The sequence below is a fragment of the Streptomyces sp. NPDC037410 genome (assembly GCF_055602235.1).
The window spans coordinates 167,382-192,433 of sequence record NZ_JBVJWR010000017.1; the positions used below are offsets into that span (position 1 = coordinate 167,382).

The 25,052-nt window shown below is 70.5% G+C and carries 28 protein-coding genes and 6 pseudogenes; 13 read left to right on the forward strand and 21 right to left on the reverse strand.

The genetic code is table 11. The features are described 5' to 3' along the window. Positions 1 to 154: 154 nt before the first annotated feature. From ACZ7HT_RS26645 to rpmB, 4 genes are all read right to left on the reverse strand, one after another. Positions 155 to 1,315: a GTP-binding protein gene (locus ACZ7HT_RS26645; protein ID WP_471170600.1), complete on the reverse strand. Its 1,161-nt coding sequence runs from the start codon at positions 1,313 to 1,315 to the stop codon at positions 155 to 157. Between the two features lie 2 nt (positions 1,316 to 1,317). Then, positions 1,318 to 1,488: a 50S ribosomal protein L32 gene (gene rpmF, locus ACZ7HT_RS26650; protein WP_471170602.1), complete on the reverse strand. Its 171-nt coding sequence runs from the start codon at positions 1,486 to 1,488 to the stop codon at positions 1,318 to 1,320. Between the two features lie 585 nt (positions 1,489 to 2,073). After that, entirely contained in the window at positions 2,074 to 2,379 is a 306-nt protein-coding gene (gene rpsN, locus ACZ7HT_RS26655) for a 30S ribosomal protein S14 (RefSeq protein WP_471170604.1), read from the reverse strand. Further along, positions 2,379 to 2,615 (reverse strand): 50S ribosomal protein L28, encoded by a 237-nt coding sequence (gene rpmB / locus ACZ7HT_RS26660; RefSeq protein WP_471170606.1) that lies wholly within the window; start codon positions 2,613 to 2,615, stop codon positions 2,379 to 2,381. The genes rpsN and rpmB overlap by 1 nt, the downstream gene beginning before the upstream one ends. Before the next feature lie 67 nt (positions 2,616 to 2,682). Here rpmB and rpmG point away from each other — a divergent pair, with 67 nt between their 5' ends. The 4 genes from rpmG to rpsR are packed head-to-tail and all read left to right on the forward strand — an operon-like array spanning position 2,683 to position 4,554. Beyond that, a complete protein-coding gene (rpmG, locus tag ACZ7HT_RS26665) occupies positions 2,683 to 2,847 on the forward strand; it encodes a 50S ribosomal protein L33 (RefSeq protein ID WP_471170607.1) in 165 nt (54 codons plus the stop codon). Positions 2,848 to 2,877: 30 nt separating this feature from the next. Continuing rightward, positions 2,878 to 3,123 carry a type B 50S ribosomal protein L31 gene (locus ACZ7HT_RS26670; RefSeq protein ID WP_471170609.1) on the forward strand — a complete coding sequence of 82 codons (246 nt, stop codon included), beginning with the start codon at positions 2,878 to 2,880 and terminating at the stop codon, positions 3,121 to 3,123. After that, positions 3,123 to 4,274: a CobW family GTP-binding protein gene (locus ACZ7HT_RS26675; protein ID WP_471170610.1), complete on the forward strand. Its 1,152-nt coding sequence runs from the start codon at positions 3,123 to 3,125 to the stop codon at positions 4,272 to 4,274. The genes ACZ7HT_RS26670 and ACZ7HT_RS26675 overlap by 1 nt, the downstream gene beginning before the upstream one ends. A 43-nt stretch (positions 4,275 to 4,317) precedes the next feature. After that, positions 4,318 to 4,554, forward strand: a complete 237-nt coding sequence (gene rpsR / locus ACZ7HT_RS26680) for a 30S ribosomal protein S18 (protein WP_471170612.1) — start codon at positions 4,318 to 4,320, stop codon at positions 4,552 to 4,554. A gap of 260 nt (positions 4,555 to 4,814) precedes the next feature. Here the strand turns inward: rpsR and ACZ7HT_RS26685 are convergent, their stop codons facing one another. After that, positions 4,815 to 5,417, reverse strand: a complete 603-nt coding sequence (locus ACZ7HT_RS26685) for a plasmid pRiA4b ORF-3 family protein (protein ID WP_471170614.1) — start codon at positions 5,415 to 5,417, stop codon at positions 4,815 to 4,817. 123 nt (positions 5,418 to 5,540) lie between these two features. Here ACZ7HT_RS26685 and ACZ7HT_RS26690 point away from each other — a divergent pair, with 123 nt between their 5' ends. Beyond that, entirely contained in the window at positions 5,541 to 6,599 is a 1,059-nt protein-coding gene (locus ACZ7HT_RS26690; protein ID WP_471170616.1) for an IS630 family transposase, read from the forward strand. Between the two features lie 27 nt (positions 6,600 to 6,626). Here ACZ7HT_RS26690 and ACZ7HT_RS26695 read toward each other — a convergent pair. Next, positions 6,627 to 6,734, reverse strand: a pseudogene (locus ACZ7HT_RS26695) (IS481 family transposase); the annotation flags it as partial. An 18-nt stretch (positions 6,735 to 6,752) separates the two neighbouring features. Beyond that, on the reverse strand, positions 6,753 to 7,571 hold the full coding sequence (locus ACZ7HT_RS26700; RefSeq protein WP_471170618.1) for a TrmB family transcriptional regulator: 819 nt from the start codon (positions 7,569 to 7,571) through the stop codon (positions 6,753 to 6,755). A gap of 256 nt (positions 7,572 to 7,827) precedes the next feature. Between ACZ7HT_RS26700 and ACZ7HT_RS26705 the strand changes: the two genes are divergently transcribed. Further along, positions 7,828 to 9,825, forward strand: a complete 1,998-nt coding sequence (locus tag ACZ7HT_RS26705) for a putative Ig domain-containing protein (RefSeq protein ID WP_471170620.1) — start codon at positions 7,828 to 7,830, stop codon at positions 9,823 to 9,825. 77 nt (positions 9,826 to 9,902) lie between these two features. Here the strand turns inward: ACZ7HT_RS26705 and ACZ7HT_RS26710 are convergent, their stop codons facing one another. The 5 genes and pseudogenes from ACZ7HT_RS26710 to ACZ7HT_RS26730 form a co-directional block, all read right to left on the reverse strand. Further along, positions 9,903 to 10,184 carry a hypothetical protein gene (locus ACZ7HT_RS26710; protein WP_471170622.1) on the reverse strand — a complete coding sequence of 94 codons (282 nt, stop codon included), beginning with the start codon at positions 10,182 to 10,184 and terminating at the stop codon, positions 9,903 to 9,905. Between the two features lie 158 nt (positions 10,185 to 10,342). Then, a pseudogene (locus tag ACZ7HT_RS26715) lies at positions 10,343 to 10,552 on the reverse strand (hypothetical protein); the annotation flags it as partial. 41 nt (positions 10,553 to 10,593) lie between these two features. Continuing rightward, positions 10,594 to 10,986, reverse strand: a complete 393-nt coding sequence (locus ACZ7HT_RS26720; RefSeq protein WP_471170624.1) for a hypothetical protein — start codon at positions 10,984 to 10,986, stop codon at positions 10,594 to 10,596. Positions 10,987 to 11,312: 326 nt separating this feature from the next. Further along, positions 11,313 to 12,083 (reverse strand): TIGR03943 family putative permease subunit, encoded by a 771-nt coding sequence (locus tag ACZ7HT_RS26725; protein WP_471170626.1) that lies wholly within the window; start codon positions 12,081 to 12,083, stop codon positions 11,313 to 11,315. Beyond that, on the reverse strand, positions 12,080 to 12,967 hold the full coding sequence (locus tag ACZ7HT_RS26730; protein WP_471170649.1) for a permease: 888 nt from the start codon (positions 12,965 to 12,967) through the stop codon (positions 12,080 to 12,082). The genes ACZ7HT_RS26725 and ACZ7HT_RS26730 overlap by 4 nt, the downstream gene beginning before the upstream one ends. A gap of 262 nt (positions 12,968 to 13,229) precedes the next feature. On the opposite strand from ACZ7HT_RS26730, the pseudogene ACZ7HT_RS26735 reads away from it, so the two are divergent. Further along, positions 13,230 to 13,377: pseudogene (locus ACZ7HT_RS26735) on the forward strand (short-chain fatty acyl-CoA regulator family protein); the annotation flags it as partial. Positions 13,378 to 13,598: 221 nt separating this feature from the next. On the opposite strand, the pseudogene ACZ7HT_RS26740 reads toward ACZ7HT_RS26735, so the two are convergent. After that, positions 13,599 to 13,706: pseudogene (locus tag ACZ7HT_RS26740) on the reverse strand (hypothetical protein); the annotation flags it as partial. A gap of 247 nt (positions 13,707 to 13,953) precedes the next feature. Here ACZ7HT_RS26740 and ACZ7HT_RS26745 point away from each other — a divergent pair. Both ACZ7HT_RS26745 and ACZ7HT_RS26750 read left to right on the forward strand, forming a co-directional pair. Beyond that, positions 13,954 to 14,271 (forward strand): annotated as a pseudogene (locus ACZ7HT_RS26745) (hypothetical protein); the annotation flags it as partial. A 410-nt stretch (positions 14,272 to 14,681) separates the two neighbouring features. After that, on the forward strand, positions 14,682 to 15,098 hold the full coding sequence (locus ACZ7HT_RS26750) for a hypothetical protein (RefSeq protein ID WP_471170628.1): 417 nt from the start codon (positions 14,682 to 14,684) through the stop codon (positions 15,096 to 15,098). Here ACZ7HT_RS26750 and ACZ7HT_RS26755 read toward each other — a convergent pair. The 3 genes from ACZ7HT_RS26755 to ACZ7HT_RS26765 form a co-directional block, all read right to left on the reverse strand. Beyond that, complete coding sequence (locus tag ACZ7HT_RS26755; RefSeq protein ID WP_471170630.1) at positions 15,017 to 15,697, reverse strand: ISL3 family transposase; 681 nt, start codon at positions 15,695 to 15,697, stop codon at positions 15,017 to 15,019. The two genes, ACZ7HT_RS26750 and ACZ7HT_RS26755, sit on opposite strands and share 82 nt — an antisense overlap. A 275-nt stretch (positions 15,698 to 15,972) precedes the next feature. Further along, positions 15,973 to 16,578 carry a hypothetical protein gene (locus tag ACZ7HT_RS26760; RefSeq protein WP_471170632.1) on the reverse strand — a complete coding sequence of 202 codons (606 nt, stop codon included), beginning with the start codon at positions 16,576 to 16,578 and terminating at the stop codon, positions 15,973 to 15,975. A 125-nt stretch (positions 16,579 to 16,703) separates the two neighbouring features. Beyond that, the gene (locus ACZ7HT_RS26765; RefSeq protein ID WP_471170634.1) at positions 16,704 to 16,826 is read right to left on the reverse strand and encodes a hypothetical protein; all 123 of its coding nucleotides are present in this window, start codon (positions 16,824 to 16,826) and stop codon (positions 16,704 to 16,706) included. 446 nt (positions 16,827 to 17,272) lie between these two features. On the opposite strand from ACZ7HT_RS26765, the gene ACZ7HT_RS26770 reads away from it, so the two are divergent. Beyond that, on the forward strand, positions 17,273 to 17,953 hold the full coding sequence (locus ACZ7HT_RS26770) for a DUF4232 domain-containing protein (RefSeq protein ID WP_471170635.1): 681 nt from the start codon (positions 17,273 to 17,275) through the stop codon (positions 17,951 to 17,953). Between the two features lie 30 nt (positions 17,954 to 17,983). Here ACZ7HT_RS26770 and ACZ7HT_RS26775 read toward each other — a convergent pair whose 3' ends face one another. After that, positions 17,984 to 18,718 (reverse strand): helix-turn-helix transcriptional regulator, encoded by a 735-nt coding sequence (locus tag ACZ7HT_RS26775; RefSeq protein ID WP_471170650.1) that lies wholly within the window; start codon positions 18,716 to 18,718, stop codon positions 17,984 to 17,986. Positions 18,719 to 18,801: 83 nt separating this feature from the next. On the opposite strand from ACZ7HT_RS26775, the gene ACZ7HT_RS26780 reads away from it, so the two are divergent. Then, on the forward strand, positions 18,802 to 19,236 hold the full coding sequence (locus tag ACZ7HT_RS26780) for a hypothetical protein (protein WP_471170637.1): 435 nt from the start codon (positions 18,802 to 18,804) through the stop codon (positions 19,234 to 19,236). Between the two features lie 29 nt (positions 19,237 to 19,265). Here the strand turns inward: ACZ7HT_RS26780 and ACZ7HT_RS26785 are convergent, their stop codons facing one another. The 3 genes from ACZ7HT_RS26785 to ACZ7HT_RS26795 form a co-directional block, all read right to left on the reverse strand. Then, positions 19,266 to 20,177: a sulfite exporter TauE/SafE family protein gene (locus ACZ7HT_RS26785; protein ID WP_471170639.1), complete on the reverse strand. Its 912-nt coding sequence runs from the start codon at positions 20,175 to 20,177 to the stop codon at positions 19,266 to 19,268. Next, a complete protein-coding gene (locus tag ACZ7HT_RS26790) occupies positions 20,174 to 20,758 on the reverse strand; it encodes a rhodanese-like domain-containing protein (protein WP_471170640.1) in 585 nt (194 codons plus the stop codon). The genes ACZ7HT_RS26785 and ACZ7HT_RS26790 overlap by 4 nt, the downstream gene beginning before the upstream one ends. Before the next feature lie 111 nt (positions 20,759 to 20,869). Next, the gene (locus tag ACZ7HT_RS26795) at positions 20,870 to 22,264 is read right to left on the reverse strand and encodes an MBL fold metallo-hydrolase (RefSeq protein ID WP_471170651.1); all 1,395 of its coding nucleotides are present in this window, start codon (positions 22,262 to 22,264) and stop codon (positions 20,870 to 20,872) included. 187 nt (positions 22,265 to 22,451) lie between these two features. On the opposite strand from ACZ7HT_RS26795, the gene ACZ7HT_RS26800 reads away from it, so the two are divergent. After that, positions 22,452 to 23,135, forward strand: a complete 684-nt coding sequence (locus tag ACZ7HT_RS26800) for a class I SAM-dependent methyltransferase (protein WP_471170641.1) — start codon at positions 22,452 to 22,454, stop codon at positions 23,133 to 23,135. Between the two features lie 422 nt (positions 23,136 to 23,557). Here ACZ7HT_RS26800 and ACZ7HT_RS26805 read toward each other — a convergent pair whose 3' ends face one another. Then, positions 23,558 to 24,481, reverse strand: coding sequence for a zinc-dependent alcohol dehydrogenase (locus ACZ7HT_RS26805; protein WP_471170653.1), 924 nt, complete (start codon positions 24,479 to 24,481; stop codon positions 23,558 to 23,560). Here ACZ7HT_RS26805 and ACZ7HT_RS26810 point away from each other — a divergent pair. Next, positions 24,428 to 24,775, forward strand: a pseudogene (locus ACZ7HT_RS26810) (helix-turn-helix domain-containing protein); the annotation flags it as partial. The gene ACZ7HT_RS26805 and the pseudogene ACZ7HT_RS26810 overlap by 54 nt on opposite strands. Positions 24,776 to 25,052 lie beyond the last annotated feature (277 nt).

Here is a 25,052-nt window from a genome sequence, read left to right on the forward strand (position 1 = left end):
CGCCGCTCGTGACGGCCGCCTGCCGATGAGCGTGCACGTCAGTCGGCACCCGTGCCGGAGTGCGAGTGGCGTCGAACCGCGTGGGAACAGGACCGGGCCGGACGGTGCCGTGGCTGCGGCCACCGTCCGGCCCGGATCCTTCCGGCCTGGGATGTCAGGCCGCGTGTTCGTGCTCGCAGGCGTCCTCGATTCCGTACGTCTCCCAGGCGGGGAAGTCGTCGTCGGCGGGGACCGGCTCGCCCGGGGCCATGAGGCAGGAGTTGAGGGCCGCGCGCAGGGCTTCGGTGCGCAGACCGGTGCCGATGAAGACCAGTTCCTGGCCCTGGGTGGTCTCCGGGCCGCGGGCGCCCGAGGGTTCGAACCGGGCTACCGCGCCCGCCTGCGACCACAGGCCGGTCACCCGGGGTCGGCTGGCGAGCCGGAAGAATCCCTTGGAGCGCAGGATCCGCCCGAACGTGCCGCTGTCGAGCCCCTTGGTGACGAAGGTCCACAGCCGGCGCGGGTGGAAGGGCAGGCCGGAGCGGAAGACCAGGGACGAGATCCCGTACTCCTCGGTCTCGGGCACGTGGTCGCCGTTGAGCTCCTTCACCCAGCCGGGCGCCTGCTGGGCGCGTTCGACGTCGAACAGGCCCGTGCCCAGGACCTGTTCCAGGGGCACCTGGCCGCGGACGGCGGGGACGATCCGGGCCTCGGGGTTGAGCCGGGAGAGCGTGGCCCGGAGCCGGCGGGCCTCCTCGGGGCCGACCAGGTCCAGCTTGTTGAGGACGATGACGTCCGCGAACTCGACCTGGTCCATGAGGAGGTCGCTCACCGTGCGCTCGTCGTCCTCGTACGGGGCGAGGCCGCGCGCGACGAGTTCGTCGCCGCCGTCGAGCTCCGGCAGGAAGCCGGCGGCGTCCACGACGGTCACCATCGTGTCGAGACGGGCGAGGTCACCGAGGGTCGCCCCGTCGTCCCGGGGGAAGGAGAACGTGGCCGCGACCGGCATGGGTTCGGAGATGCCGCTGGACTCGATCAGGAGGTGGTCGAAGCGGCCTTCGCGTGCGAGCCGGTCGACCTCCTCCAGCAGGTCGTCGCGCAGGGTGCAGCAGATGCACCCGTTGGTCATCTCGACCAGCCGCTCCTCGGTGCGGGACAGGGCCGCCTCGCCACCGCGCACGAGCGCGGCGTCGATGTTGACCTCGCTCATGTCGTTGACGATCACGGCGACCCGCAGGCCCTCGCGGTTGCCGAGTACGTGGTTGAGCAGGGTGGTCTTCCCCGCGCCGAGGAAGCCGGAGAGAACGGTCACCGGCAAGCGGTCGTACGACGTCACGATCAGCCCTCGGGGTGGATGAGGCCGCGCTCGTACGCCTTCACCAGACGCTGGGGCACGAGGTGGACCGAGCCGTCCACGGTCACGGGGACGAGCTGCGCTGTTGTCGCCTTCCACTGGGCGCGGCGGTGGCGGGTGTTGCTGCGGGACATCTTCCGCTTGGGAACGGCCATGGGAGGACTCCTCGGTCTCGTGGGTGGTACGCCGAGACGCTATATGAAAATGGGACCCATTATTAATTTGGCCTCGGTCCGTCCGGGGGGGGTGGGTGTCAGTGCTCCTCTATGTGGCTGAGGAGAGGGTCGGTCCAGGCGATCCAGCCCCGCCCGGCCGAGCGACAGTTCGGCATCGGTGAGCAGCGCCCCGTCCAGCGCCTCCTTGATGTGGTCGACGTCGAGGCCCGCGCCGGTGAACCTGATCTCGTTGCGCCGCTCGCCGTGCCAGTCGTGCCAGAAACGGCAGGCGAGGGTCCGGCGCTGGGCGGAGACGGCCTGACAGGCGTGGCCGTCGATCCTGCTGCGCCACGGTCGGGTCGCCGGTCGCCGCGGAGGAGACGTTCCCCCCGGGGTCCGCGTCGGGATCGGGCCGAGGTGGTGCGATGCAGGGTTTCGGACGTCGGGTCGGGTCTGGTTACCGGAGCGTGTGTGTGGGGCGGGCCGCTGTGAACGTCCGGGTTCCAGTGCGTACGCGTGCGGCCCCTTCCGGCCTCCTGTGTGCCGTTGAGGTGCCGCACGCGTACGGATACGGTGTCTCGGCTGCTACCAGGACGACTTGGTCAGGCCGGGCAGGAACCCGGCGTGTGCCTGCTGTCGCGTGCGGACTCGGGAGAGGCCGAACTTGCGCAGGTAGCCGCGGGGGCGGCCGTCGACGCTGTCGCGGTTGCGTACGCGGGTGGCGCTCGCGTCACGCGGTTGGCGGCGGAGCTCCGCGAGGGCGGCGTCCCGTTCGGTCGCGGTGGAGGACGGGCGCCTGATGATCTCCTTGAGCCCTGCCCGCCGGGCGGCGTACCGCTCGACGATCTCCTTGCGCTTCTCGTTCTGCGCGATCTTGCTCTTCTTCGCCATCAGACCTTTCCTCCCCGTGCGCGGATGCGGGCCACGGCGGCCTCGATGCCGATCGTGTCCACCGTCTTGATCGCCTTGGTGCTCAGGGTGAGGCGGACGTGGCGACCCTCGCTGGGCAGCCAGTAGCGCTTGTGCTGGATGTTCGGGTCGAAGCGGCGGGAGGTGCGCCGGTGCGAGTGGGAGATGGAGTTGCCGAATCCCGGCTTGGCGCCGGTCAGTTGGCAGTGGGCGGACATGGGTGGTGCTGCCTCTCTCGTTGGGGCCAGTTATCGGTAATGAAAACCGTTGTCATATACTAGCCTCATGGCACGCAACGAGATCCGCCCGGTCATCAAGCTCCGCTCCACCGCCGGCACCGGCTTCACCTACGTCACCCGCAAGAACCGTCGCAACGACCCCGACCGCCTCGTGCTGCGCAAGTACGACACCGTCGCCGGCCGGCACGTCGACTTCCGCGAAGAGCGCTGACCCCACCACGACCACCCGAAAGGTCCTGCCATGAAGCCCGGAATCCACCCCGCCTACGGACCCGTCGTCTTCCGCGACACCGCCTCCGGTACCGCTTTCCTCACCCGCTCGACGATGAGCTCCGACAAGACGATCGACTGGGAGGACGGCACCACCTACCCCGTCGTCGACGTGGAGATCTCCTCCGCGAGCCACCCCTTCTACACCGGCACACAGCGCGTCCTCGACACCGCCGGCCGCGTCGAACGCTTCGAGCGCCGCTATGGAGCCCGCTGATGCACCACGATCACCAGCTCCCCGTCGCGATCGTCGCCGGACTCCACTCCGACGCCCGCAAAGAGGTCGTCGAACGCCTCATGAACACGGTGCCGGGCAGCGTGGCCCTGCACCACGACCTCGCCGGGGCGCCGGACGGCACCGTGATCCGCCAGATCCGCGACGCCTCCGGCACCCTCGCCCAAGGCGAGACGCCCCTGGTCAACGACTGCGCCTGCTGCGCCCTCCGCGAGGACCTCGTCCCGGAACTGGAGCGTCTGGCGGACAGCGGGTTGACCCGGCTCGCCGTCGTGGAACTGTGGGACTCCGTGGAGCCGAAGGCGATGGCCGAGGTCATCGCCGCACACGGCGGCGACCGCCTCGTCGTGACGAGTGTGATCACCGCCGTGGACCCCGCGCTCGTCCTGCCCTACCTCGGCAATGGCGACGACCTGGCCGAAGCGGGCCTCGCCGCCGCCCCCACCGACCAGCGGACGGTAAGCGACACCTGGGCCCGCCAGCTGGAGTACGCGCCTGTCCTTGCCCTTGTCGACAGCGACGAGGCCGACGACGAGGACCGCGCCCTCCTCGCCCAGCTGAACCCCACCGCACGTCGCATCCCGGCGGCCTCCGTCGAACTCGCCCGGGCCGCCCTCGCCGGCTTCGACGTCGAGGCCGCCGCGGCGGCCCAGCACCCCGCGTGCGCGCTGCTGCCCCAAGACGCCGAGGAATCCGGTGTCAGCACGTTCGTCTGGCACCGCCGGCGGCCGTTCCATCCGGAGCGGCTCTACGAGGCCCTTGAGGACCTGTGTTGTGCGGCCGCCCGCAGCCGGGGCCGGTTCTGGCTGGCCGACCGCCCCGACACCCTGCTCGCCTGGGACGCCGCCGGCGGAGCGCTGTGCGTGGAGAGTGCCGGCCCCTGGCTGGCGTCACTGCCCGACGCCGCCTGGGAGATGGTCCCGCCCGTGCGTCGCGCGGCCGCTGCCCTCGACTGGGACCCGGACCACGGCGACTGCTGCCAGTACCTCGTCTTCACCTCACCCGGCCTCGACCGGGACGGCCTCGAACGACTCCTCGACTCCTGCCTCCTGACGGACGCCGAGTACGCGTCCGGGCGCGAGGCATGGAAGGACCTGCCCGCCGCCTTCGACTCCCTCCTCGACGCCGCCTGACCACCGCCCCGTAAACCGAACCGTTCACGCAAGGAGACGCCTCATGGCCCGACGCCCCGACCCCTGCAAGCCTGCCAAGCCCCGCCCCAACCCGCTCGACGCCGCCGGGATCACGTACATCGACTACAAGGACACCGACCTGCTGCGGAAGTTCATCTCCGACCGCGGCAAGATCCGCAGCAGGCGCGTCACCCGCGTGACCGCCCAGCAGCAGCGGGCCCTCGCCACCGCCGTCAAGAACGCCCGCGAGATGGCCCTGCTGCCGTACTCCAGCCGCTGACGGCAGCCAGATCCACTGGAGAGCCCCGCTGCCCGGGGGGGCGATCGGAGCGCAGAGCCAGGTCGACAGCGACGAGTACAGCCCCGATGCCCGCCACCCGCCAGACGTCGGCCGACTCGACGGCGAGTACGAGGACGGGGTGCGTGCGGTCCGACAGTCGGCCGGCTGACGGCACCCTCTAGTGCAGCGCCGCATTGGTCCTGCGAGGGTCTTGATCGCCCCGGAGGTGGCCGGGGCGATCGTTCGGGGTAGGCCGGGTTTCAGTCTGGAACCAGTACGGTCGTGTAGTCGGCCAGAGCGGTGTTGATCTCTGCCGAGTCGAATGCGGCGGGGTCGAACTGGTCGGCCGAGTCGAGGCCGAGCCATTCGAGGCGTTCTTCGTGTTCTTCGTGGCCGGGGTCGGCGAGGATCTCGACGAGATCCTCGTATCCCCAGATCCCGCCGCAGTCTTCGGGCGGGCCTGCGCGCCGGCCGGTAAGGCAGCGCGGGTAGGCGATACCGGGTTCGGCATCATTGACGGCCTCGACGAGGATGTCGTGCTCCCAGTTGTCGCCGAAGTCGTAGGTGTAGCCGAACCGCACGCCATTGCCGGGGGCGACTTGGTCGAGCCGCATCGCTGCCGCGCTACGAATCCCCAGGTCCCGGTCGCTGACCCCGTACCGCTCCCGCCCGGTCTCGAAGACCCACATGTGGTACTCCTCCCACCCGAACGCAGCCTGGATCAGATCGTGCAGCCGCCGCAGATCGGTGGCCGACGGCACCTGCAGGCGGCGCCAGATCGGAGGCCGGGAGCCGGCCAGGGTGACCTTGATGGTGTGGACGGACGTACCCGAGGTAGTTCGGGAACGGGTGGGCGGCTTCACACGCCTGGTGTTCGACATGGCCGTCATCCTGCCAGCGGCACCGGCCAGCGCATGGGCGTTGGCCGGCGGCCCACTCGCCCGCGTGACAATGACCGGCGCGATGTCGAGTCCAGGGGTGGGGAGATGCCGGTGCACAGCCCGTTCACGGTGGTCTGGGACGAGGACGAGCGAGCGACCTTGGAGCGGTTGGCCCACTCGCGCACCGCTCCGCTCCGGGGCATCCAACGAGCCCGGGTCGCGCTGGCGGCGGCCGAGGGTGTCCCGAACACCGTCATCGCCCGCCACCACGGGTTGCACGTCGCCACCGTCCGGCGCTGGCGCAAGCGGTTCCACCACGAGGGCCTGACCGCGTTGGACGACCGCTTGCGGCCCGGCCGCCCACGCCGCTACGGGCCCGAGGTCCACCTGGCCATCGTGGCCACGGTGACCTCCGCCAGGCCCGACACCGACAGCCACTGGACCCACAGGTCCATCGCCGACTCCCTTGCCGGACAAGGGATCTCCCCCTCGCGGGTCGGCAGGATCCTGGCCTGCCTGGACCTCGAACCACACCTGGTCCGCGGCTGGCTCACCCGCCCCGCCGACCCCGACTTCCACACCAGGGCCGCCGAAGTGTGTGCCCTCTGCCTGAGCCGGCCCGAAGGATCGATGGTCCTCAGCGTGGACGAGAAGACCGCCATGCAGGCCCGCTCCCGACGCCATCCCACCCGGCCGGCAACACCAGGCCATCCCGAACAGCGAGAGTTCGAATACCGCCGCCACGGCACCGCCTCCGTCGTCGCCGCCCTCGACGTGCACACCGGCCAGGTCCTCGTCGAGGACATCGACCGCAACAACTCCGCCGCCTTCGTCGACTTCCTGCGGCTGCTGGACCGGAGCATCGACCCCGCCCTTGCCCTCCACCTCGTTCTCGACAACGGCTCGTCCCATGTCGCGAAGGCCACCCGGGCATGGCTGGCGGCCCATCCCCGGTTCACCGTCCACTACACGCCCAAGCACGCCTCATGGCTGAACCAGATCGAGATCTTCTTCTCGATCCTCGCCCGCCGTCTCCTCCGCCGAGGCGAGTTCACCTCTCGAGACGACCTCGCCGACAAGATCCGCAACTTCACCATCACCTACAACGACGGAGCCAGACCGTTCCGCTGGACATACGACGGCACCCCGCTCAAGGCCACCTGACCCTCGCAGGACCAATGCGGAGCTGCACTAGGTGTATTGACCCGCAGCGTTGTTGACACGGCTGATGGGCGGGTGTCCGTCCAGCGCGGTGTGGCAGCGGTGGTGATCGGAGGTGTGCAGGAAGTCTGCCAGGGCGACCTTCTGCAACACGCTTCAGGGCTGGCGTGGGTCGGAGACGGCCTCGGCCCGGTTCCACATCGTCTCGAAAGCCAGCCTCAAGCAGGCGGCCAGTGCCGGGTGTTCGATGTAGAGCGCGGTGGTGGCACGGCTGCCGGCCACGGGGTCGGGCATGTCGCACAGGACCTGTGAGGCGTCGGCGATGACCAGCTTCAGTGGGAGCGCCGGTGCGAATCGGGCTTCCTCGCCCGCCTCGCCGAACCGGCGCACGTTCTCCAGGACATCCGTGTCGTCGAGCCCGTCGTGGGTGTAGACGGCGCGGGCGGTGCCGCCGGCCCGGCGTAGTCTGCGGACGGCCTTGATGCCCTCGTTGTTGGCCGCGGGCGCCACGAAGGGCGGCTTGCAGAAGCTGAGGAGTTCGTGCGTGGCCTGCCGCTGGATGCTCGCGAAGCGTTCGGCGATCGCTTTGGGGTCGCGCAGTACCTCGATGTAGTCCAAGGGGTCGGTGTGTGTCTGTCCATCGGACCAGATCGGCGTCAAGGCGGCGGCGAGCACCGTCGACACCTCGTTCAGCCGTGCCAGTGACTCCCTTTGAAGGTTCATCAGGCTGGTGAGAGCCAACTCGGGGGCCACGGCGGAGAAGGTGGCCACCCGTCCGGGACGCAGAATGGTGAGGCGTCGACGGACGAGCGCGTCCAGTACGTCGTACACGCGCTGGCGGGGGACGTCTGCGGCGCGAGCCACCTCCGCGGCTGTGAAGGACTCGCGCCTGACCAAGGTGAGGTAGACCCGTGCCTCGTAACGGGACAACCCCAGTGCGACAAGGTCGTTGACCGCGCTGTCATCCAACTCCATGGCAGCACAAGGTATACCCGGAGATCACTTACCGAAAGAAATCCTTTGCCCTCAGAGGGTATTCCCTTGGGCTCGTTCGTCACTACGTTCTGCAGTGGCCACCACTGCACGTGGTGGCAATTGCACCAGTGAACCCGTGCCACCCACCATCCCGCGTCGACGTCGCCGTCTGACATGTCATGGACGCGTCAAGCTGCAACTGTTCCGCGTCGCGGGGAGTCAACCCCCCATGGAGGGCCGTTCATTGCAATCGACCATGTCCCAACGAGCCAGACGGCTGACCCGTAGCGGCGCCACCGCCATACTCTCCGCGGTGGCCCTGATATCGGGCGGCATGCTGGCAGCCGCCTCCCCGTCCGTCGCCTCGTCCGCCCCCACCGGCGCCTCAGGCGTCACGGCCGCGCACACCCAGCGGCTCTGCTCGGAGCCGACGAAGCCCGGCTACATGGCCTGCCATGCGCTCGCCCGCACCGACGTCCAGCAGCACATCAGCCTCGCGCCGAACCTGCTTCCCTCCGGCTACGGACCCGCTGACCTGCAAGGCGCGTACGCCCTCTCGGCTTCCGCCGGTGCCGGTGCGACGGTCGCCATCATCGACGCGTACGACGACCCGAACGCCGAGTCCGACCTGGCGACGTACCGCTCCCAGTACGGTCTGCCGGCCTGCACCACCGCCAACGGCTGCTTCAAGAAGGTCGACCAGAACGGCGGCACCAACTACCCGACGGCCGACTCAGGTTGGGCCGGCGAGATCTCCCTCGACGTCGACATGGTCAGCGCGGTCTGCCCGCAGTGCCACATCCTGCTCGTCGAGGCGAACCAGCCGTCCATGGCGGACCTGGGCGCCGCCGTCAACCGCGCCGTGACCATGGGCGCCAAATTCGTGTCCAACAGCTACGGCGGCGGCGAGGACTCCACCGACCCCAGCTCCGACGCCTCCTACTTCAACCACCCGGGCGTCGCGATCACCGTCAGCTCCGGCGACAGCGGCTACGGGGTCGAGTACCCGGCGGCCTCCCAGTACGTCACCTCGGTCGGGGGCACCTCACTGACCCGTGCGAGCGGCACCACCCGCGGCTGGTCCGAATCGGTCTGGGGCACCAGCGCGGGCGGCAACGGCGCGGGCTCCGGCTGCTCCGCCTACACCACCAAGCCCTCCTGGCAGAGTGACAGCGGCTGCGCCAAGCGCACCGTCTCCGACGTCTCGGCCGTAGCCGACCCGGCCACCGGCCTCGCCGTCTACGACAGCTACCAGGCCAGCGGCTGGAACGTCTATGGCGGCACCAGCGCCTCGGCGCCGATCATCGCCTCCGTCTACGCCCTGGCGGGCACCCCGGCCGCCGGCACCTACCCGTCGTCCTACCCGTACGCCCACACCACTTCGCTCAACGATGTGACCAGCGGCGCCAACGGCTCCTGCGGCAGCAGCTATCTCTGCACCGCCAAGTCCGGCTACGACGGCCCGACCGGTCTCGGCACCCCCAACGGCACGGCAGCCTTCGCGGGCGGCTCCACCGGAGGCAACACCGTCACGGTGACCAACCCCGGCAGCCGGTCCACCACCGTCAACACGGCCGCCTCCCTGCAGATCCAGGCCACCGACTCGGCGAGCGGGCAGACCCTCACGTACAGCGCCACCGGACTCCCGCCCGGTCTGTCGATCAACACCTCCACCGGCCTGATCAGCGGCACGCCGACCACCGCCGGCACCTATAACGTGACGGTGACCGCCAAGGACACCACCAACGCGAGCGGCGCCACATCGTTCACCTGGACCGTCACCCCGGTCGGCGGCGGCTGCACCGCCAACCAGTTGCTCGGCAACCCCGGCTTCGAGACCGGCAGCGCCAGTCCCTGGACCGCCTCCGCGGGCGTGGTCGACAGCGGCAGCGGGGAGGCGGCGCACTCCGGCTCCTGGAAGGCCTGGCTGAACGGCTACGGCTCCACGCACACCGACTCGCTCTCCCAGTCGGTGACCATCCCGGCGGGCTGCCACGCCACGCTCAGCTACTACCTGCACATCGACACCGCGGAGTCGACCACCGCCACCGCCTACGACAAGCTGACGGTGCAGGCCAACTCCACGACCCTGGCCTCGTACTCCAACCTCGACAAGAACACCGGCTACGTGCAGAAGACCTTCGACCTGTCCTCGTACGCGGGACAGACGGTGACCCTCAAGTTCACCGGAACCGAGGACTCCAGCCTCCAGACCTCGTTCGTGATCGACGACACGGCGCTCGACATCAGCTGACCGCTCCGTGAACGACGGGCCCGGACCGAAGGCATCGGTCCGGGCCCGTCCGTCCGCGGGGCGCCTCCCAGGGCGGTTCAGCCGACGACCACGGTGACCTGCCAGCGCGAGATCGCCGTACAGCTCATCGCGCCCGGCGCGGCCGACGCGGGACAGTTCCGGACCGCGGACGTGAGGACCGCCTGACCGGCCGACTCGCCTCGGAAGACGTGATCCGGAACGGCGGCAAGCGCCTTCCCCGTCACGATCACCGGCGTGTCGGCGGATCCCGGCAGCGACACCCGGACCGTGCCGTGCAGGTCCAGGCAGACCCGATGACCGTTGTCGGCCGTCGTGACGACCACCTCGCTGCTGTTCACGCAACCGGCCGATGACGAGGATCCCGCCCCTGCCGCCCCTGGCACCTGATCCACCGTGTTCTTCGCACCACAACCGGCCGTGACCAGCAGGACAGTGAGAACCACACCTACATGCCCGCGCATCCGACGTCCTCCCGTACGGAGCAGCCCGATCGACGCTAGGACGCGGCCGGCACGGTCCAGGTTCCATCGACCGGGTGCCGTTCTGGATCCCGGTGAGGTAGCTGCTCTCCTGGGCCCGCGCCACGAGTCGTGCCGATGAAGACCAGCTCCTGGCCGGCCGGGCTGTCGGTGTCACGGGCGGCGGAGGGCTCGAAGCGGGCCACGGGGCCGGCCTGGGACCACAGGCCCGTTTCGTGCGGGCGGCTGGTCGAGCGTAATGAAAGGCTGTCCTGCTCTGTGGTTCTGTTCATGCGCTGGGTGGGGGTTTCAGGGGGGCCTCGGGTCCGTGCTGGAAGTCGGGGTCGACCTGGGTGGCGAGCGTCGGCGCGTGCGGCCGGGTCGAGCACCCGCAGCAGGATCCGGTCCAGGGGCGGCGTGTGCGCCCACCAGGACGGGTTGCGCCGGAGCGTGATCGTCTTCCCGGTCTGTCGATCCGCTCGGCGGCGAACGGCCCCGCCGTGATGAGCTGCAGCGAGGTCGAGGTCAGGTCGGCCGACGCGAAGTAGGAACGGTTCGGGGCGGGTTGACCGTCGGCGCCGTCGTCGCAGGCGCGCGGCAGGATCGGCCCCGCGAGCTGCCAGGTGACCACCCGGGCGCCGTTGACCTGGATCGGGTTGTAGTTGGTCGGCAACGCGTCCACGGGGACCCGGAGTTCGCCGCCGTCCCGTAGCTCGGACGTCGGCCGGGCGTTGATGTCTTGTGCGCCGCGCGGGGTGGATCGCGGTGGAGCGCCGTCGGAGTCGTCGGGTGAACTGCAGGCGCTCGGCGGGATCAGACAGCAGGCGGCCGCCGTGGCGGCGGCCGCGCGTCGTATCCGCCGGGGAACACGCGGTCGTGTCCGCGTTCCGGGCGTGGCTGTAGACGCCCTCCCGCACGGCACCGTCGGCCGGACGGACGGCCGGCGGTTCGGTCTTCCGTCAGCCTTCGGGGCGCAGCAGGCCGCGCCCGTACGCGCCGGGCATGGCATCAGGGTGCTTTCGGCGCCCGGTCCCGATACGGGACCGGAGGCTCGGGGATCCGTTCGCGGGTGGCAGCGTCCACGGCCAGTGCCGCGCCGGGGGTTCCAAGGGTGCCGGACGGGTGCCAGGTGCCCGTCACTCTCACCCAGGTGTCCGCGGGTGGTGCCTCGGTGCCGTACACGGCGATCTTCAGGGACTGTGAGTCGGCCGCACAGCACGACATGAGCAGGCGGGTCAGCGACCAGGTGCCGTGCGGGCCGGGGGTGACGAAGCCCTCCATGACCACGGTTCGTCCCTTGAGGCTTTCCTTTCGGTCCTGTTGGGCGCGGGTGATGAACTCGGTCAGGGACAGGGGGACCGGATCCGAAGCTGGGAGCGGGTCGAAGCGGGAGATCTCTTCGACGGTCACCGGGTTGTCGCGTGCGGCGCTGTAGGAGCCGAGAGCCGGTGGCGGGAAGAGCAGCAGAGCCAGCACGGGCAGCGCGAGGAGCCAGGCGACGCGTGGACCGTGGGCGTGGCTGTGCCCGTGGTCATGCCCGTGATCGTCTTCGGTGGTGGCACATGGGGCCGTACGACGCGAGCGTGACCACCTGGCGGAGGGAAGCACGTCGCGCAGGCCGCCGACCAGGCCCGTAATGACCAGGATGGCTCCGGAGACGATGAGGAGCGGCTGGAGCCCTTCCTTGACGTAGCGCAGATAGAGGCCGCTGAACAGCGAGATGCGCAGCACCGCGATTCCGGCGACGAGAAGGAGCATCGACTGGCGGCCGCGGTTCACAGAAGCCACCACCCGGTGACGGCGCTGCACACAACGGCCACCACGGCCGTGGCGGCGGAGAAGCGCAGGGCGAAGGCGCGGCCGAACGTGCCGGCCTGCAGGGCGATGAGTTTGAGGTCGACCATGGGGCCGATGACCATGAAGGCGAGTCGAGCGGTGGGGGAGAAGCCCGTCAGCGACGCGGCGACGAAGGCGTCGGCCTCCGAGCAGACGGCGAGCGCGATGGCCAGGACGGCGAGGAACACCACCGACAGCCAGGTCGATCCGGAGAAGGTGTCCAGTACGGAGCGCGGCACGGTGACGTTGAAAGTGGCCGCCGCCATCGCTCCGAAGACGAGGAATCCGCCCGCGTGCAGGAAGTCGTGCTGAAAACCCTGCCGGAACTCCTCCCAGCGGCTCTGCCCGTCCTCATGGCCACGGTGTCGGGTGGGCATGCGCAGCCAGTCCGGCCGCCCGACCTTCAGCCACAGCCATCCCATGGCCGCTGAGGTGGCCAGCGACGCGATAAGCCGTGCCGCGACCATCTTCGGGCTCTGGGGGAAGGCAACGGCGGTCGCGACGAGCACGATCGGATTGACGGCGGGCGCGGACAGCAGGAAGGCGAAGGCCGCGGCGGGTGCCACTCCTCGCCGGATGAGACTGCTCGCCACGGGGACGGACGCGCACTCGCAGCCGGGCAGCACGATGCCCGCGACGCTGGCCACCGGTACCGCGAGCACGGGGTTCCGGGGAAGAGCTCTGCTGAACGCGCGCGCGGGTACGAACGCGTTGACCGCCCCCGAGATCAGCGTCCCCAGGATGAGGAACGGCAGGGCCTGTACGGTGATCGCCACGCAGACCGTCTGCCAGGCCCGGAAGGCGGGGTGGTGCAGCCACGAGCCCATCCCCGTCGACCAGGCCAGCCCGGCGACGAGCAGCAGTGAGACCGTGCCGATGAGCAGCGTTGACACGGGCGCACGATGCTTGGGGGAGCGACCGGCCTCGGACGGTGGAGAAGGGGCGGTTGCCAGGCGTTGCATGAGTCCTTCTGCATCGTTCACGGCCGCTCCGGAGGTCTTGCGGGAGGGCATCACGATAGCCACGTGGTCACTCGCTCCTTGGCAGCACGCCTTTCGGACATCTGTCCGACCGGGGGTGGTGCGCGGGGCCGCCACCCCGATCGGCATGGGCTGCCGCGTCTGAGAACGCCCCGACTGCCCGCCAGCGCGCCGCCCCGCCCCTCGGCCACCCCTTCCGCATCGACCAGAACACCAGCAGCTTCATGCCGTACCGGATCGCAGATCCACCGGCCTGAACCTGGGGAAGGGTCGCCTCCGTGGTGACGGCGTCCAGGGACACAGGGGAAGGCGTTGCCTCTCCTTGCGGGCATCGTTTATGGCGGCCGTGCGATCCTCGAATCGGACGGGGACTTCTTGGCTGCTTCAGCCCGACGCTGGAACGCACGTGGCGCTCGCTCAGCCCGGGAACCTGCTCGACGAAGGTCGTCCGTCGGCACCGAGCGCGGTCACAGAAGAAGCGGCGCACACGCAGGCGTATCGCCAGCCTCCTTCCGGCAAGCGGCCGTTCGGCCGGCGTTCGCCCGTAGGAGGAGTGCCTCCGTCTTCCCCGGCTTCCGCAGCTCGGGCAACGGGCTGGCGGGCCTCACGCGGCCACCTCCACCAGCACGACCTCCGGGCCGGCGGTCAGCCGTTCCAGTTCAACATCGACTCCGGGGAACAGAAATCTTCGATCGAGCGGCGAACCACTCGCAGGTGATCCCGCAGGGAAACGATCCTGCATGCATGCTGCTGACCTGGGATTTCACGAAGCTCCGGGCAGAGCCACAATTCGAGATCGGCATCAGCGCCGCGCCGACGAGCAGGACTGCACCATCGAGCTGCAGGCCCGCGTCACCGTCCGCCACTTTGGCAAGGACGTCCTCGGGCGGTTCGAGCGGATCAGGACCGACCCGCACACCCGGATCGGCATGGCCGAGGTCGACGCGGTCATCCAGCTGACCGAGCAGATCAGCGAGCTCGACGACCAGTTCGGCGGTCGGACTGCCCGGCCGATGGCTGCTGCCTTCGTGGTCAACAACATCGCCCCGTACCTGAAGGCCGACGCCTCCGACGAGGTCCGCCGGGCGATGCTCTCCGCGGCCGCCGACCACCTGTACCTGACCGGGTACATGGCCGTCGACGAGCGCCTGGACGACTACCCGCACGTCCAGTCCGGCCGGGCCGACGACCGCTACCGGGCGATGCTCGCCGCCATCCGTCCGCACCGGCGCAACGCTCACGCGCGCGAGCTGCACGAACGTGCCCGCCCGCTGGCCAAGCCCGCGCCGACCGCCTGAACATGCGCGAGCGCCAGGCGGCGGATCTGCCGGACCGTCAGCAGGGCGGCAGATCCGCCACGGCTTGCTGTACCTCGACGGCGGAGCGAAGGGCGCGGAGGGGTGGACGGGGCCACCGACGCGGGCAGCACCGCCGGCTTGGGAACCTGTCATGAAGGCGGAACATCGCACCCGGAGGCGATATTGACGCGTTCACGGCCATCGCAACTAGCATGGCGGAAGCTCCTGTTCGCTCCATGCTCGTCAGACGGAGAGGAAGAGTCGTGCGCAAGTCCCTGATGGTGATGGTTGTGGCCGTGATGGCGGCCATCGGTTTCGCCGCCCCTGCGCAAGCCACCGTGAACAGCGTGGACAGGCCCTTCAGCCTGATCTACGGCAACAGCACCGCTTCCGGAACGATCCACTTCACCGACGGGTACTCCGCCAGCGTGTCCGGCGTCGTCCACGCGGCGAGCGGCTCTCGCATGGTCTGCGCCTGGGGAGAGAACGGCAACGTGACGACCAGCGCCATCTGCAGCCCGTGGGCGTATGCGGGCGGGCCGAACCAGTCCTTCAGTGGATCGCTGCAGATCGCGCTGCCCGGCGGCGTCCAGGGGGTCTACATCGCAATGTACGACGGGAACGTCAACCCACTGACCGAGAAGTTCTGCACCCGCAACGGCTGTACGCTGCTGTACTGAGCAGACTGCCTCACCCGCTGGCCGCAGCGGACTGAGCAGGGAGCCGGCCGTTTCCCGTTGTTGCCGTGCGTTCTCCTTCCACCGGGGCGTGCCCGTCCCGTAGACCCTGCCGGACGAGTCCGGCAGGGTCTACGGCACCGGGTGATGGGCCGTGCGATGGCGCTGATCGTCCACCCCTGCTCCAGCAGCCGGTGGACGTCGCTGTGGCGGTCCCGGGTGCCCTCGACGATCGGGGTCCGGGGCGGCTCGGGAGCGGGCAGATCGATCGCCGGGGGCTCGGGGGCCGGTTCCTCCTGATCGGTGTGTCTGCGCACGCAGGAGCGGTACTGATGGCAGGTCTTCTCGATTGCGGTGGCCAGGTTCTGCAGCAGATGCCAACGTTCCGCGACCTCGATGGCGTTCGGCGCGGCCTCCTTGACCGCCTTGGTGTAGGCGCTGGCTCGGTCCCGACAGATGACCTCTACTCCCGGGTGCTCGCGCAGCCAGGCGGCGAAGGTCGCCGAGGTGCGGTCCGGCAGCGCGTCCACCACGCGGCCGGCCTCGATGTCCACCAGCACTGTGCCGTAGGTCCTGCCCCTGCGGAAGGCGAACTCGTCCACCCCGAGAACCCGTGGCGCCCTCGCCGGCACCGTCGGAGCCTCCAGCAGTCCGAGCAGACGGGTGCGTCCGGCCCGTACGTTGATCGCGCGGCACAGGCGTCCGCCGGCCCGACCTCCGAGCTCGACCGCGACCGCCCGCAGCCACCGCTCCCGAGACCGTGCCCTGGCTCCATATTGGATGCCCGGGTGGGGGCGCACTGTTCGCTGCGGCGGTTCGTCGCCGAGGAGCGTGAGGAGCGTGAGGCGGGCGACGGACCGCCGCCGGAGCGGCCGGATCAGTAGTGCGTGAGCACGAAGTTGTAGCCCTGGGCGTAGTGGGCTCCGCCCGCCGGGCAGGCGCCGTCGGTCGGGTAGCCCCAGTAGTACATGGAGTAGCACTTCTGGCAGAAGCGCCACTTGTCCTGCTGGGTCGGCGAAGGCGCGATGTCGTGCGGGAGGCAGAAGTTGAACCCCTGGGCGTAGTGTGCGCCGCCCGCCGCGCACACGCCGTTGGCCGGGTAGCCCCAGAAGAACATCGCGAAGCACTTGTTGCAGAAGCGCCACTTGTCCTGCTGGGTCGGCGAAGGCGCGATGTCGTGCGGGAGGCAGAAGTTGAACCCCTGGGCGTAGTGGGCTCCGCCCGCCGGGCAGACGCCGTCCGTCGGGTAGCCCCAGAAGTACATCGAGAAGCACTTCTGGCAGAAGCGCCAGTTGTCCTGCGTCGACTGGATGCCGGACGTGCCGGACGCGGTGGCGGAGGCCGGGGTGGCGAGCGCCCCGCCGGCCACGACGGCGCCGGCGAGACCGGCGGCCACGCCGAGCGAGCGGGTGAGGAAGGTCCGTCTGGCGGGGGGTGCTGTTCCTTCGGATGCTGTTCCTTCGGGTAAGACCGGAGAAACCACGGGAACCTCTCCTTCGGGATCATCGGCGGCACCGGCGGCCGAATGCGCCGATACCGCCGACGAGCGTCCCATCAGGTGCGGGAGGCGTCAATATGAGTGGAAATAAGGGAAGTTGACCATCCGGTTCAGGGGGTCACATGGGTTGAGGGCGCCGCCACCAGGTTCGGGTCCTGGCCCGCGCGGCGCAGCGACTCCGCGAGGAAGCCGTTCGCCTTCAACTCCTCCACCGTCGACCGCAGGAACGCCACCGTCTCCGGCGACCGCCCGACCGTTACCCTGCTGACCTGCAGCTATTCAGGATGAAAAGGGCTCACTGGCCCCCGCTACCTGCTCAGCGAGGATCTCGCGGTCACCGAGGTCGACCAACCGGATAGAGACGTACGGCGCCGACGCGGCAACACCCGCGCGATCGACGCGGCAGCAGCGGCTCATGCAGTCCTCTCCGGCCGCGCCACGGCCGAGGCCAAGACCACCCACGGCCCGGTGGAGATGATTCGGTTGAGTTTCGTTGCCACGCCTCCGTCCCTAGGGGGAGGGGGCATCGATGATCGAACTGTTTTCCCCGCGGGGGCAGGGCCCCGGGGCGAACCGTGGTGAATTCGGAAAGACTCCGTCACAGAACCGTGAACCACGCGCGCGAAGCTGGTGTCCACCACAGCGCAGCACGTGCGCTGCCATCGGGGGGAGTACCACCATGAGTTCCGTTCGCAGAGCCGCCGCCGTCCTGGTCGCCGTGTCCGCGCTGGCCCTGACCGCCTGTGGGCCTTCCGAGGACGGAGCCGCGGGCGGCGCCGGTGCGCCGAGCGCGACGCCCCCCGCCTCCACCGCCCCGTCCGCGCCGGTGAAGCCGACGCCCACGAAGCCCGCCGAGTCGGCGGAGCCGTCGGCGCCCGGCACGCCGTCGAAGCCGGTCAAGCCGTCGGCGCCCGGCAAGACGGCCAAGCCGTCGACCGATCCCGACTACGACGTCTTCCCGTGCAGCACGTACGACGTGACGTTCACGGCGAGTCTGGCCGACGCCACGACCAGCAGCTACCTGCTGAAGATCACCAACAAGTCCGGCAAGCCGTGCCGAGTGCTCGACCACCCGATCGTGACCTTCGGCGGCCTGGACGGGCACGCGAACGAGCACGGCGCCGCCCCCGGCATCGAGGACGCCATCCGGCTCGCCCCGGGCGAGTCCGCCTACGCGGGGCTCATGGGCGGCCTGAAGGGGGCCACGAGCAAGACGGTCTCCTCGATCGCGATGACCATGAACACCGAGTCCGACCTCGAGCAGGTGCCGCTCAAGGCCTCGACGCCCGGTTTCAACGTCTCCCCGGACAACTCCGTCACCGCGTGGATGGACAACGCCGAGGACGCGCTCACCCTGTAGTCGTCGTTCTTCCGCAGCCGGCCGCCGAGGTTACTCCGCGGTCGGCTGCGGCGTTTCCTCCGCGGCCGGCCGCAGCCGCACGCAGCATCGCCCGGGGCCGGGGGCCAGGCACGCCTCGAACCCGGTCTCCGCGATGCCCGTGAGCACACCGCGCAGCAGGTGCAGGTTCATGCCGCAGACCGTCTCGGTGTGGTCCTGGGCGAGCGCGTGGAAGGGACAGTTGGCGAGGGTGATCGCCGCGTCCTCGCGGTGCGGCTCGAAGCCGTACCGCTCCAGGAGTTCGAAGACGTCGGTCCGGTTCTGCTCGCCCAGCTGCGTGCCGAGCTCCTCGGCCTTGCGGTGCAGCACCCGCCGTACGGGCTCACCCGTCGCGTCGGACTCCTCCACCGCCTGGGCGAGGAGCCGCCCCGCCAGCTCGTAGCGGCGGTCCGGAAGATTGACGGTGACCTGTTTCGCCGAGCGCCGGTAGAGCTTCGCCGGGCGTCCCGCACCGGGCCCCGAGCGTCCGCTGCGACGCTCGTAGACGACGTCGAGCAGGGATTCGTCGGCCAGCCGGTCCAGGTGGAACGCGGCGGTCTTGCGGGCGAGCCCGAGCGCGGCGGCGGCCTCGTCCCGGCTCACCGGGGCCGGCTCGCGCACGACGTGGTCGTACAGCCTCCTGCGGGTCGGCTCGTCGAGTGCCGCGACGGCGGAGACGTCGGGGTCGCGTGCCTCGGGCTCGCGTGCGTGCGGCTCGCGTACTTCCTTCGGGGTGTCCACGAACACCAGTGTAAAACCCACTCCCATTGACTAAAGAGCGAAGGAGGTCTTCTATAGGAAATGAAACTTGCCTATAGAAGGAGAGGGTCATGTCCTCCGTCACCACCACCAGCAGCAGCTCCACCGCCCGGCGGCGAGCCGCGCTCGCCGACCCCGGTTACCAGGCGTTCGTGATCCTCCGTACGGGGTTCACGGTCGCGCCGATCCTCTTCGGTCTCGACAAGTTCGCGAACCTGCTCGTGGACTGGCCCACCTACCTCGCGCCGTGGATCAACGACATCGTCCCCGGCAGCGCCCAGACGGCCATGTACGTGGTCGGCGTGATCGAGATCGTGGCCGGTATCGCCGTGGCGCTCGCCCCCCGCTTCGGCGGCTGGCTCGTGGCCGGCTGGCTGGCCGGGATCATCGTCGACCTGCTGACCATCCCGGGGTACTACGACATCGCACTGCGCGACTTCGGGCTGCTCCTCGGCGCCGTCGCGCTCGCCCGGCTCGCGCAGAAGTACCACGCCGAGCGGCACTGACACGGGACAGCGGGTGATGCCGCACGGCATCACCCGCTCGTGCCGCCGTCCAGGGTCGGGCGGCCCGGGTCGGGCGAGCGCGAGGGCGAGTGCGAATGGGTGCTTCTCCAGGTCCACCACCGGAGCGCGATCGCACCGGTCAGTACGGCCGCCAGGACCGCCCATGTGGCCGGGTGGGCCCACACGGCGGTGTCGATCTGCTGCGAGAGCACGAAGACGCCCATGACCACCACGAACCAGCCGAACGCCGTGCGCAGGGCGTCCTGCGGTATGCGGCCCGCGAGACGGCCTCCCACGAGACTGCCGATCACCGCCGCCGCGGCCACGGTCAGGGCCAGACCCCAGTCGATCCTGACGCCCGAGAGGTGCCCGGCGAGCCCGGCGAAGGAGTTCATGCCGATCACGAGGAGCGAGGTGCCGACGGCCATGCCCATCGGCAGCCCGCCGAGCAGGGCGAGCGCCGGGACGACGAGGAAACCGCCGCCCGAACCGACCAGGCCCGTCACCGCGCCGACGGCGAGACCCTCCGCCGCGATCTGCCTCACGGGCGGCTCGGCCTGGGTGCCCGGCGCCCGCTCCCGGTCGCGCCGGGGCTTGCGGAGCATCGCGACCGCGGTGGCCAGCATCATCAGGGCGAAGGCTACGAGCAGGGCCGTACCCGGGACGTACGCGGCGAGCCGCCCCCCGCCGTACGCGCCGGCCATGCTGAACCCGCCGAAGAGCAGCCCGGTGCGCCAGCGGACCCGTCGGGCCCGGGCGTGCGGGACCAGCGCGGCGAGGCTGGTCACGCCGACCACGAACAGCGAGGTCGTGATCGCCTCCTTGGTGTCCTGCCCGGCCAGGTAGATCAGGATCGGCACGGTCAGGATCGAGCCGCCGCCCCCGAGGGCGCCGAGGCTGAGGCCGACGAGCAGGGATGCCGCGACGACCAGGGCGGTCACGAAGCGCTCCGGAGCTCCGTGATCACCGTGCGGATGTCGGCCCGCGGCCCGCGGTTGTACGGCAGCTTGGACAGCAGGACGCCCATGGCGCAGGAGTTGCTGACGGCCGCGTAGGTCAGGCCCGCGCCGATCGCGGTGCCGATCAGGTGGGCGCCCGGAACGAACACCCCGACCAGGCCGGTGGCCAGGACGATCGAACCGGCCACAAGCCGGACCTGGCGCTCCATGTCCCACCGCTCCGGACCACGGTTGACGGGCGCGCCGGCCGCCTCCCAGGCGACGATGCCGCCCTCCAGGACGCGGAGGTTCGGCAGTCCGGCCTCGGCCAGGGCCTTCTCGGCCTGGCCGGCGCGCTGTCCGGAACGACAGACGAGGACGACGTCCTCGTCGAGGTGGGTCAGGAGCTCGGCGCGGTGCTCGCGCAGGGTGTCCAGGGGCACGTTGTACGAGCCGGAGATGTGCGCCGTACGGAACTCACCCGGCGTCCGCACGTCGAGCAGGCGCGGGGCGCGCCCCTCCTGGACGAGCCGGTGCAGTGCGGCGGGGGTGAGGGAGGAGGCGGGAGCGGGGGTGGTGCTCATGGGATTCCACTTCGAGTCGGTCTTTGTATACCCAGGGGGGTATGCAAGAGGGTGTGAGGGGCCCCGGAGGGAGGGGGGAGGGGGAGGGGGGAGGGAGAGGGGGCGTGAGGCTCAGGCGCCGGCGGGCTCGGCCGCCTGCTCCGTCAGGGCCCAGGCGGCGTATCCGCCGAGGATGTCGGAGACGTCCTGGAAGCCGCGCTGCCGCAGCAGGCTCGCGGCGATGGAGGACCGGTGGCCACCGGCGCAGTGCAGGACCAGGGGCCGGTCGGCGGGCAGCTCGGCCGCACGGTGGGGGAGTTCGCTGAGCGGGATGTGGAGCGCGGAGGCGATGAAGCCGTTCGCCGCGCGCTCGCCGCAGGCGCGCACGTCCACGACGACCGGCGGCCGCTCGCCCGCGAGGGCCGTACGGAGGTGCGCGACGGTGATCCGGCTCGCGGGGGTGACCTCGTCGGCCAGCGCCTCCAGGGCGTCCTCGGGGTTGCGCAGGTAGCCGACAACCCGGTCGAAGCCGATCCGGGCGAGGCGGGTGACGACCTCCTCCTCCCGGTTCTGCGGAGCCATGACGACCAGCTCGGCGGTCGGGGGGAGCACGGTGCCGGCCTGCTCGGCGAAGCGGCCGTCGGCGGGGACGTTCACCGCGCCGCGCAGATGTCCGCCCGCGAACTCCTGCGGGTCGCGCGCGTCCACCACGATCGCGCCGCCGGCCCGCAGCTCGCCGAACTCGGCGAGCGCCAGCGGGCGAGGGGCCGACGCGTCGTAGCGGGCGCGGTCCTTGCGGTTCAGCTCGGCGTCGTACGCGAAGTAGCCGGGGGCGGCCGACTGGCCGGCGGTCACGAGCGCGACGAACTCCTCGCGGCCCATCGGCGCACAGGCGTAGTTGGTCGCCCGCTGCTCGCCGATCGTCGACTGCTTCTCCGTCGACAGGTTCTTGCCGCAGGCCGACCCGGCGCCGTGCGCGGGGAGGACCCGCACCTCGTCCGGCAGCCCCATCAGCTTGTTCTGCACGCTGTCGTGGAGCATCGCGCCGAGCTCCTCGGCGGTCACGCCCACCGAGGCGAGCAGGTCCGGGCGGCCGACGTCGCCGATGAACAGCGCGTCGCCGGTCAGGACGCCGTACGGCACCTCGTCCTCGGCCCGCTCGTACACGAGGACACTGATCGACTCGGGGGTGTGGCCCGGCGTCTCCAGGATCTCCAGCGTGACGTCGCCGAGGGAGATCCGCTCGCCCTCGGCGAGCTTGCGGATCGGGAACTCGGTCTCGGCGCGCCGGCCGTAGCCGATCCAGGCGCCCGTCTCGTCCGCCATCTCCAGGTGGCCGGCGACGAAGTCGGCGTGGAAGTGGGTGTTGATCACGCCGACGACCGTGAAGCCGTGCGCGGCGGCGTCGGCCAGGTACTCCGAGACGTCTCGGCGGGGGTCGACGACCACGGCCTGGCCGGTGCGCTCGTCGGCGATCATGTAGGACGCCTGGGAGAGGCAGTCCAGGTAGTACTGGGCGAAGAACACGGCCATCCCTTCGATACCCCCACGGGTATTTACGTACTCGACCGTAAGGGTGCTCCCGCAGCGAAGTCAAATACCCCCCTGGGTATTAAATCCTGGGGCAGTGAGGATCCCCCCCGGGTGTGGAGGATCTTTGCCGGACCGGCAACAACGGTGGCGCGACCCGGACGCGGTGGGCGACGGTGCCTGCGTGACCGACAACATCGCGGCGGGAACGCCCGCCTCCACCCGTACGCCCTCGCCCCCCGACGGATACGTCGGAGACCCCGCGGTGCGGGCCAAGTGGGACGACCTGTACGCCGACCGGGAGCAGCTGTGGAGCGGCCGGCCCAACGGCGCGCTCGTGGCCGAGACCACCGGACTCACCCCCGGCCGGGTGCTCGACGTCGGCTGCGGCGAGGGTGCGGACGCCGTCTGGCTCGCCCGCGGCGGCTGGGACGTCACCGCCCTTGAGGTGTCGGGAGTGGCCCTCGAGCGGGCGGCCGGGCACGCGCGGGACGCGGGCGTCACCGTCCGCTGGGTCCACGCCACCCTGACGGAGGCCGCGCTCCCGCCGGCCTCCTTCGACCTGGTCTCCGCCCAGTACCCGGCACTGCTGCGCACCCCCGACGCCGCCGCCGAACGTGCGCTGATCTCGGCCGTCGCGCCCGGCGGCACACTGCTGCTCGTCCACCACGCGGGGATGGAGAACCGGCAGGCGGACGAGAGCGGCTTCGACCCGGCCGACTACGTCTGGCCCTCGATGGTCGCGGCCCTGCTCGGCGACGACTGGACGGTGGACGTCGAGGAGGAACGGCCCCGCGTGGTCCCCGAGGGCGGAGCCGGCGCGCACCACACCCACGACCTGGTGCTCCGCGCGCGCCGACTGCGCTGAGGGCCGAGGCCTGTCTGCCGGCTCGGGACCTGGGACTTGTCCGGTCGATCATGGCTGTGGGCAGGTCGGGCATGGTGCCCGGATGAGCAGCATCGTGACGATCGCGGACGATCTTGGGTGATCTGGCTGCTCTCGTCAGTAGCGCCCGGCACCAGAGCCAGAGCGTCCACTGCTGGGTCGCGTAGGAGCTCATGTCCGGAGCCGGATGGCGACGGCCGCCGAGGTGGCCGTGCCGAGGAAGACAAAGCCGTGCTTGTCGCAGCGAGTGGCGACCGCCCGGGCCAGCGGATGGGGCCGTTGCCGTATGCCCTGTCGGCCGAGAGGCCGTCCGGCTTCTTGCGGGGCCGGCCCGGCCCAGGTCCAGGTACCCGAATCCTCGTGTTCCGCCCCCGGGGGAGGCCGCGGTGCGGACGGTGGCGTCGTCAGCGTGCGGCCGGCGGGGTGGTGTCGCGGACGAAGACGGGCTTGAGGTGCTTCTCGGGCAGGGCGTCGGGAAGTTGCTCCCAGTCGAGGACGTGGGAGACGACGCGGGCGGGGTCGACGGTGCCGGAGGCGGCCAGGGCGAGGGCGTCGGGGATGTGGGCGCGGACGTTGTCGCGGGCGATGCGCAGGGTGACACCGGTGAGGTACATGTCGAGCAGCGGCAGTTCGCCGGGGCGGAAGTGGTTGCCGGCCGACTCGCGGACTCCCTCCGGTGCGAGGGATCTGACGGCGAGGGTGAGCTGGTCGACGCGGCCGGTCGCCTCGACGGCGAGGTCGAAGCCGTGCCGGATCGGTTCGATCGCCTCGGCGGTACGCGCGCCGAAGCCTTCGGCGACCTTGCGGTGTTCGGGGTCGGGGTCGACGTACAGGACGTCGGAGGCGCCGAGCGCGCGGGCGATGCCGCAGACGTACAGGCCGATGCTGCCGTGGGCGACCACCAGCACCCGGGCACCGGGCCGGGTCTTGAGGTGGGGGGCGACCAGGCGCCAGGACAGCGACCAGTTGTCGCTCGCCGAGGCCATCGCGACCGGGTCGAGGCCGGCGGACAGCGGGACGAGCACGGCGTCGGCGTACGGGACGCGGACCAGGTCGGAGAAGAGGCCGCCCCAACTGCCGCCGATCGGAGCCCCGTACCTCGCCATGTGCGGGACCGAGGTGCAGTGGGCGGTCAGTCCCGTGCGGCAGTGGTCGCAGGCGCCGCAGCTGATGGACCAGGGCACGACCACGAGGTCGCCAGGAGCGACGGCGGTCACGTCGTCGTCGCCGACGTCGGTGCGGGCGACGCATTCGTGGCCGAGGGCGAACGGCGGGTCGATGATGTGGTGCGGCTGGAGCAGGGACGTGCGACGAGCCCTTCGGCACAGGTCGTCGCGAGCCTGGCCCGGGCCCTGCAACTGCAGCCCATGGAGCGCGATCACGCCTACCGGCTGGCCGGCCTCCTCCCTCCCCAGGAGGGAATGATCTCCACGCATGTGCCGGCGGGGGTCCAACGGATGCTGGCTCGCCTCGGGGATTTCCCCGTGGGTGTGTTCAGTGCCGACTGGACCTTGCTGTCCTGGACTCCCGCATGGGCAGTGCTGCTGGGCGACCCCAGCGCACGGAAGCACGTGGAGCGGAACCTGGTGCGGGCGGTCTTCGACGCAGGGCCCTCAGGGCTAGGGCCTGTCTGACAATTCCCGTCGGGTCCGGCCCGCCCGGCACGCACGCTCGCCGCACGGCCGAAACACCCAAGTAGCTCCTCCCCCACTCTCGGCTTCGCTCGAGCGGGGGACCCCCATCGAGGGTGTCCCGGCCGCACGCCGATCGCACGCACCGGACGACCCGGCCTGATCCGACGCGCATTGTCAGACAGGCCCTAGCTTGATCTTTAACCTGTGCGGCGAGGCCGTGGGGTCGTCGACTTCTTGTTCCGGGACGTGGCGGTGTCGGTTTTGC

Excerpts from the sequence above, each read along its gene's own strand:
- rpmF (WP_471170602.1), bottom strand. The coding sequence starts at position 1,488 with ATGGCCGTTCCCAAGCGGAAGATGTCCCGCAGCAACACCCGCCACCGC.
- rpsN (WP_471170604.1), bottom strand. The coding sequence starts at position 2,379 with ATGGCGAAGAAGAGCAAGATCGCGCAGAACGAGAAGCGCAAGGAGATC.
- rpmB (WP_471170606.1), bottom strand. The coding sequence starts at position 2,615 with ATGTCCGCCCACTGCCAACTGACCGGCGCCAAGCCGGGATTCGGCAAC.
- rpmG (WP_471170607.1), top strand. The coding sequence starts at position 2,683 with ATGGCACGCAACGAGATCCGCCCGGTCATCAAGCTCCGCTCCACCGCC.
- ACZ7HT_RS26670 (WP_471170609.1), top strand. The coding sequence starts at position 2,878 with ATGAAGCCCGGAATCCACCCCGCCTACGGACCCGTCGTCTTCCGCGAC.
- ACZ7HT_RS26675 (WP_471170610.1), top strand. The coding sequence starts at position 3,123 with ATGCACCACGATCACCAGCTCCCCGTCGCGATCGTCGCCGGACTCCAC.
- rpsR (WP_471170612.1), top strand. The coding sequence starts at position 4,318 with ATGGCCCGACGCCCCGACCCCTGCAAGCCTGCCAAGCCCCGCCCCAAC.
- ACZ7HT_RS26690 (WP_471170616.1), top strand. The coding sequence starts at position 5,541 with ATGCCGGTGCACAGCCCGTTCACGGTGGTCTGGGACGAGGACGAGCGA.
- ACZ7HT_RS26700 (WP_471170618.1), bottom strand. The coding sequence starts at position 7,571 with ATGGAGTTGGATGACAGCGCGGTCAACGACCTTGTCGCACTGGGGTTG.
- ACZ7HT_RS26705 (WP_471170620.1), top strand. The coding sequence starts at position 7,828 with ATGTCCCAACGAGCCAGACGGCTGACCCGTAGCGGCGCCACCGCCATA.
- ACZ7HT_RS26730 (WP_471170649.1), bottom strand. The coding sequence starts at position 12,967 with ATGGGCTCGTGGCTGCACCACCCCGCCTTCCGGGCCTGGCAGACGGTC.
- ACZ7HT_RS26770 (WP_471170635.1), top strand. The coding sequence starts at position 17,273 with ATGAGTTCCGTTCGCAGAGCCGCCGCCGTCCTGGTCGCCGTGTCCGCG.
- ACZ7HT_RS26780 (WP_471170637.1), top strand. The coding sequence starts at position 18,802 with ATGTCCTCCGTCACCACCACCAGCAGCAGCTCCACCGCCCGGCGGCGA.
- ACZ7HT_RS26790 (WP_471170640.1), bottom strand. The coding sequence starts at position 20,758 with ATGAGCACCACCCCCGCTCCCGCCTCCTCCCTCACCCCCGCCGCACTG.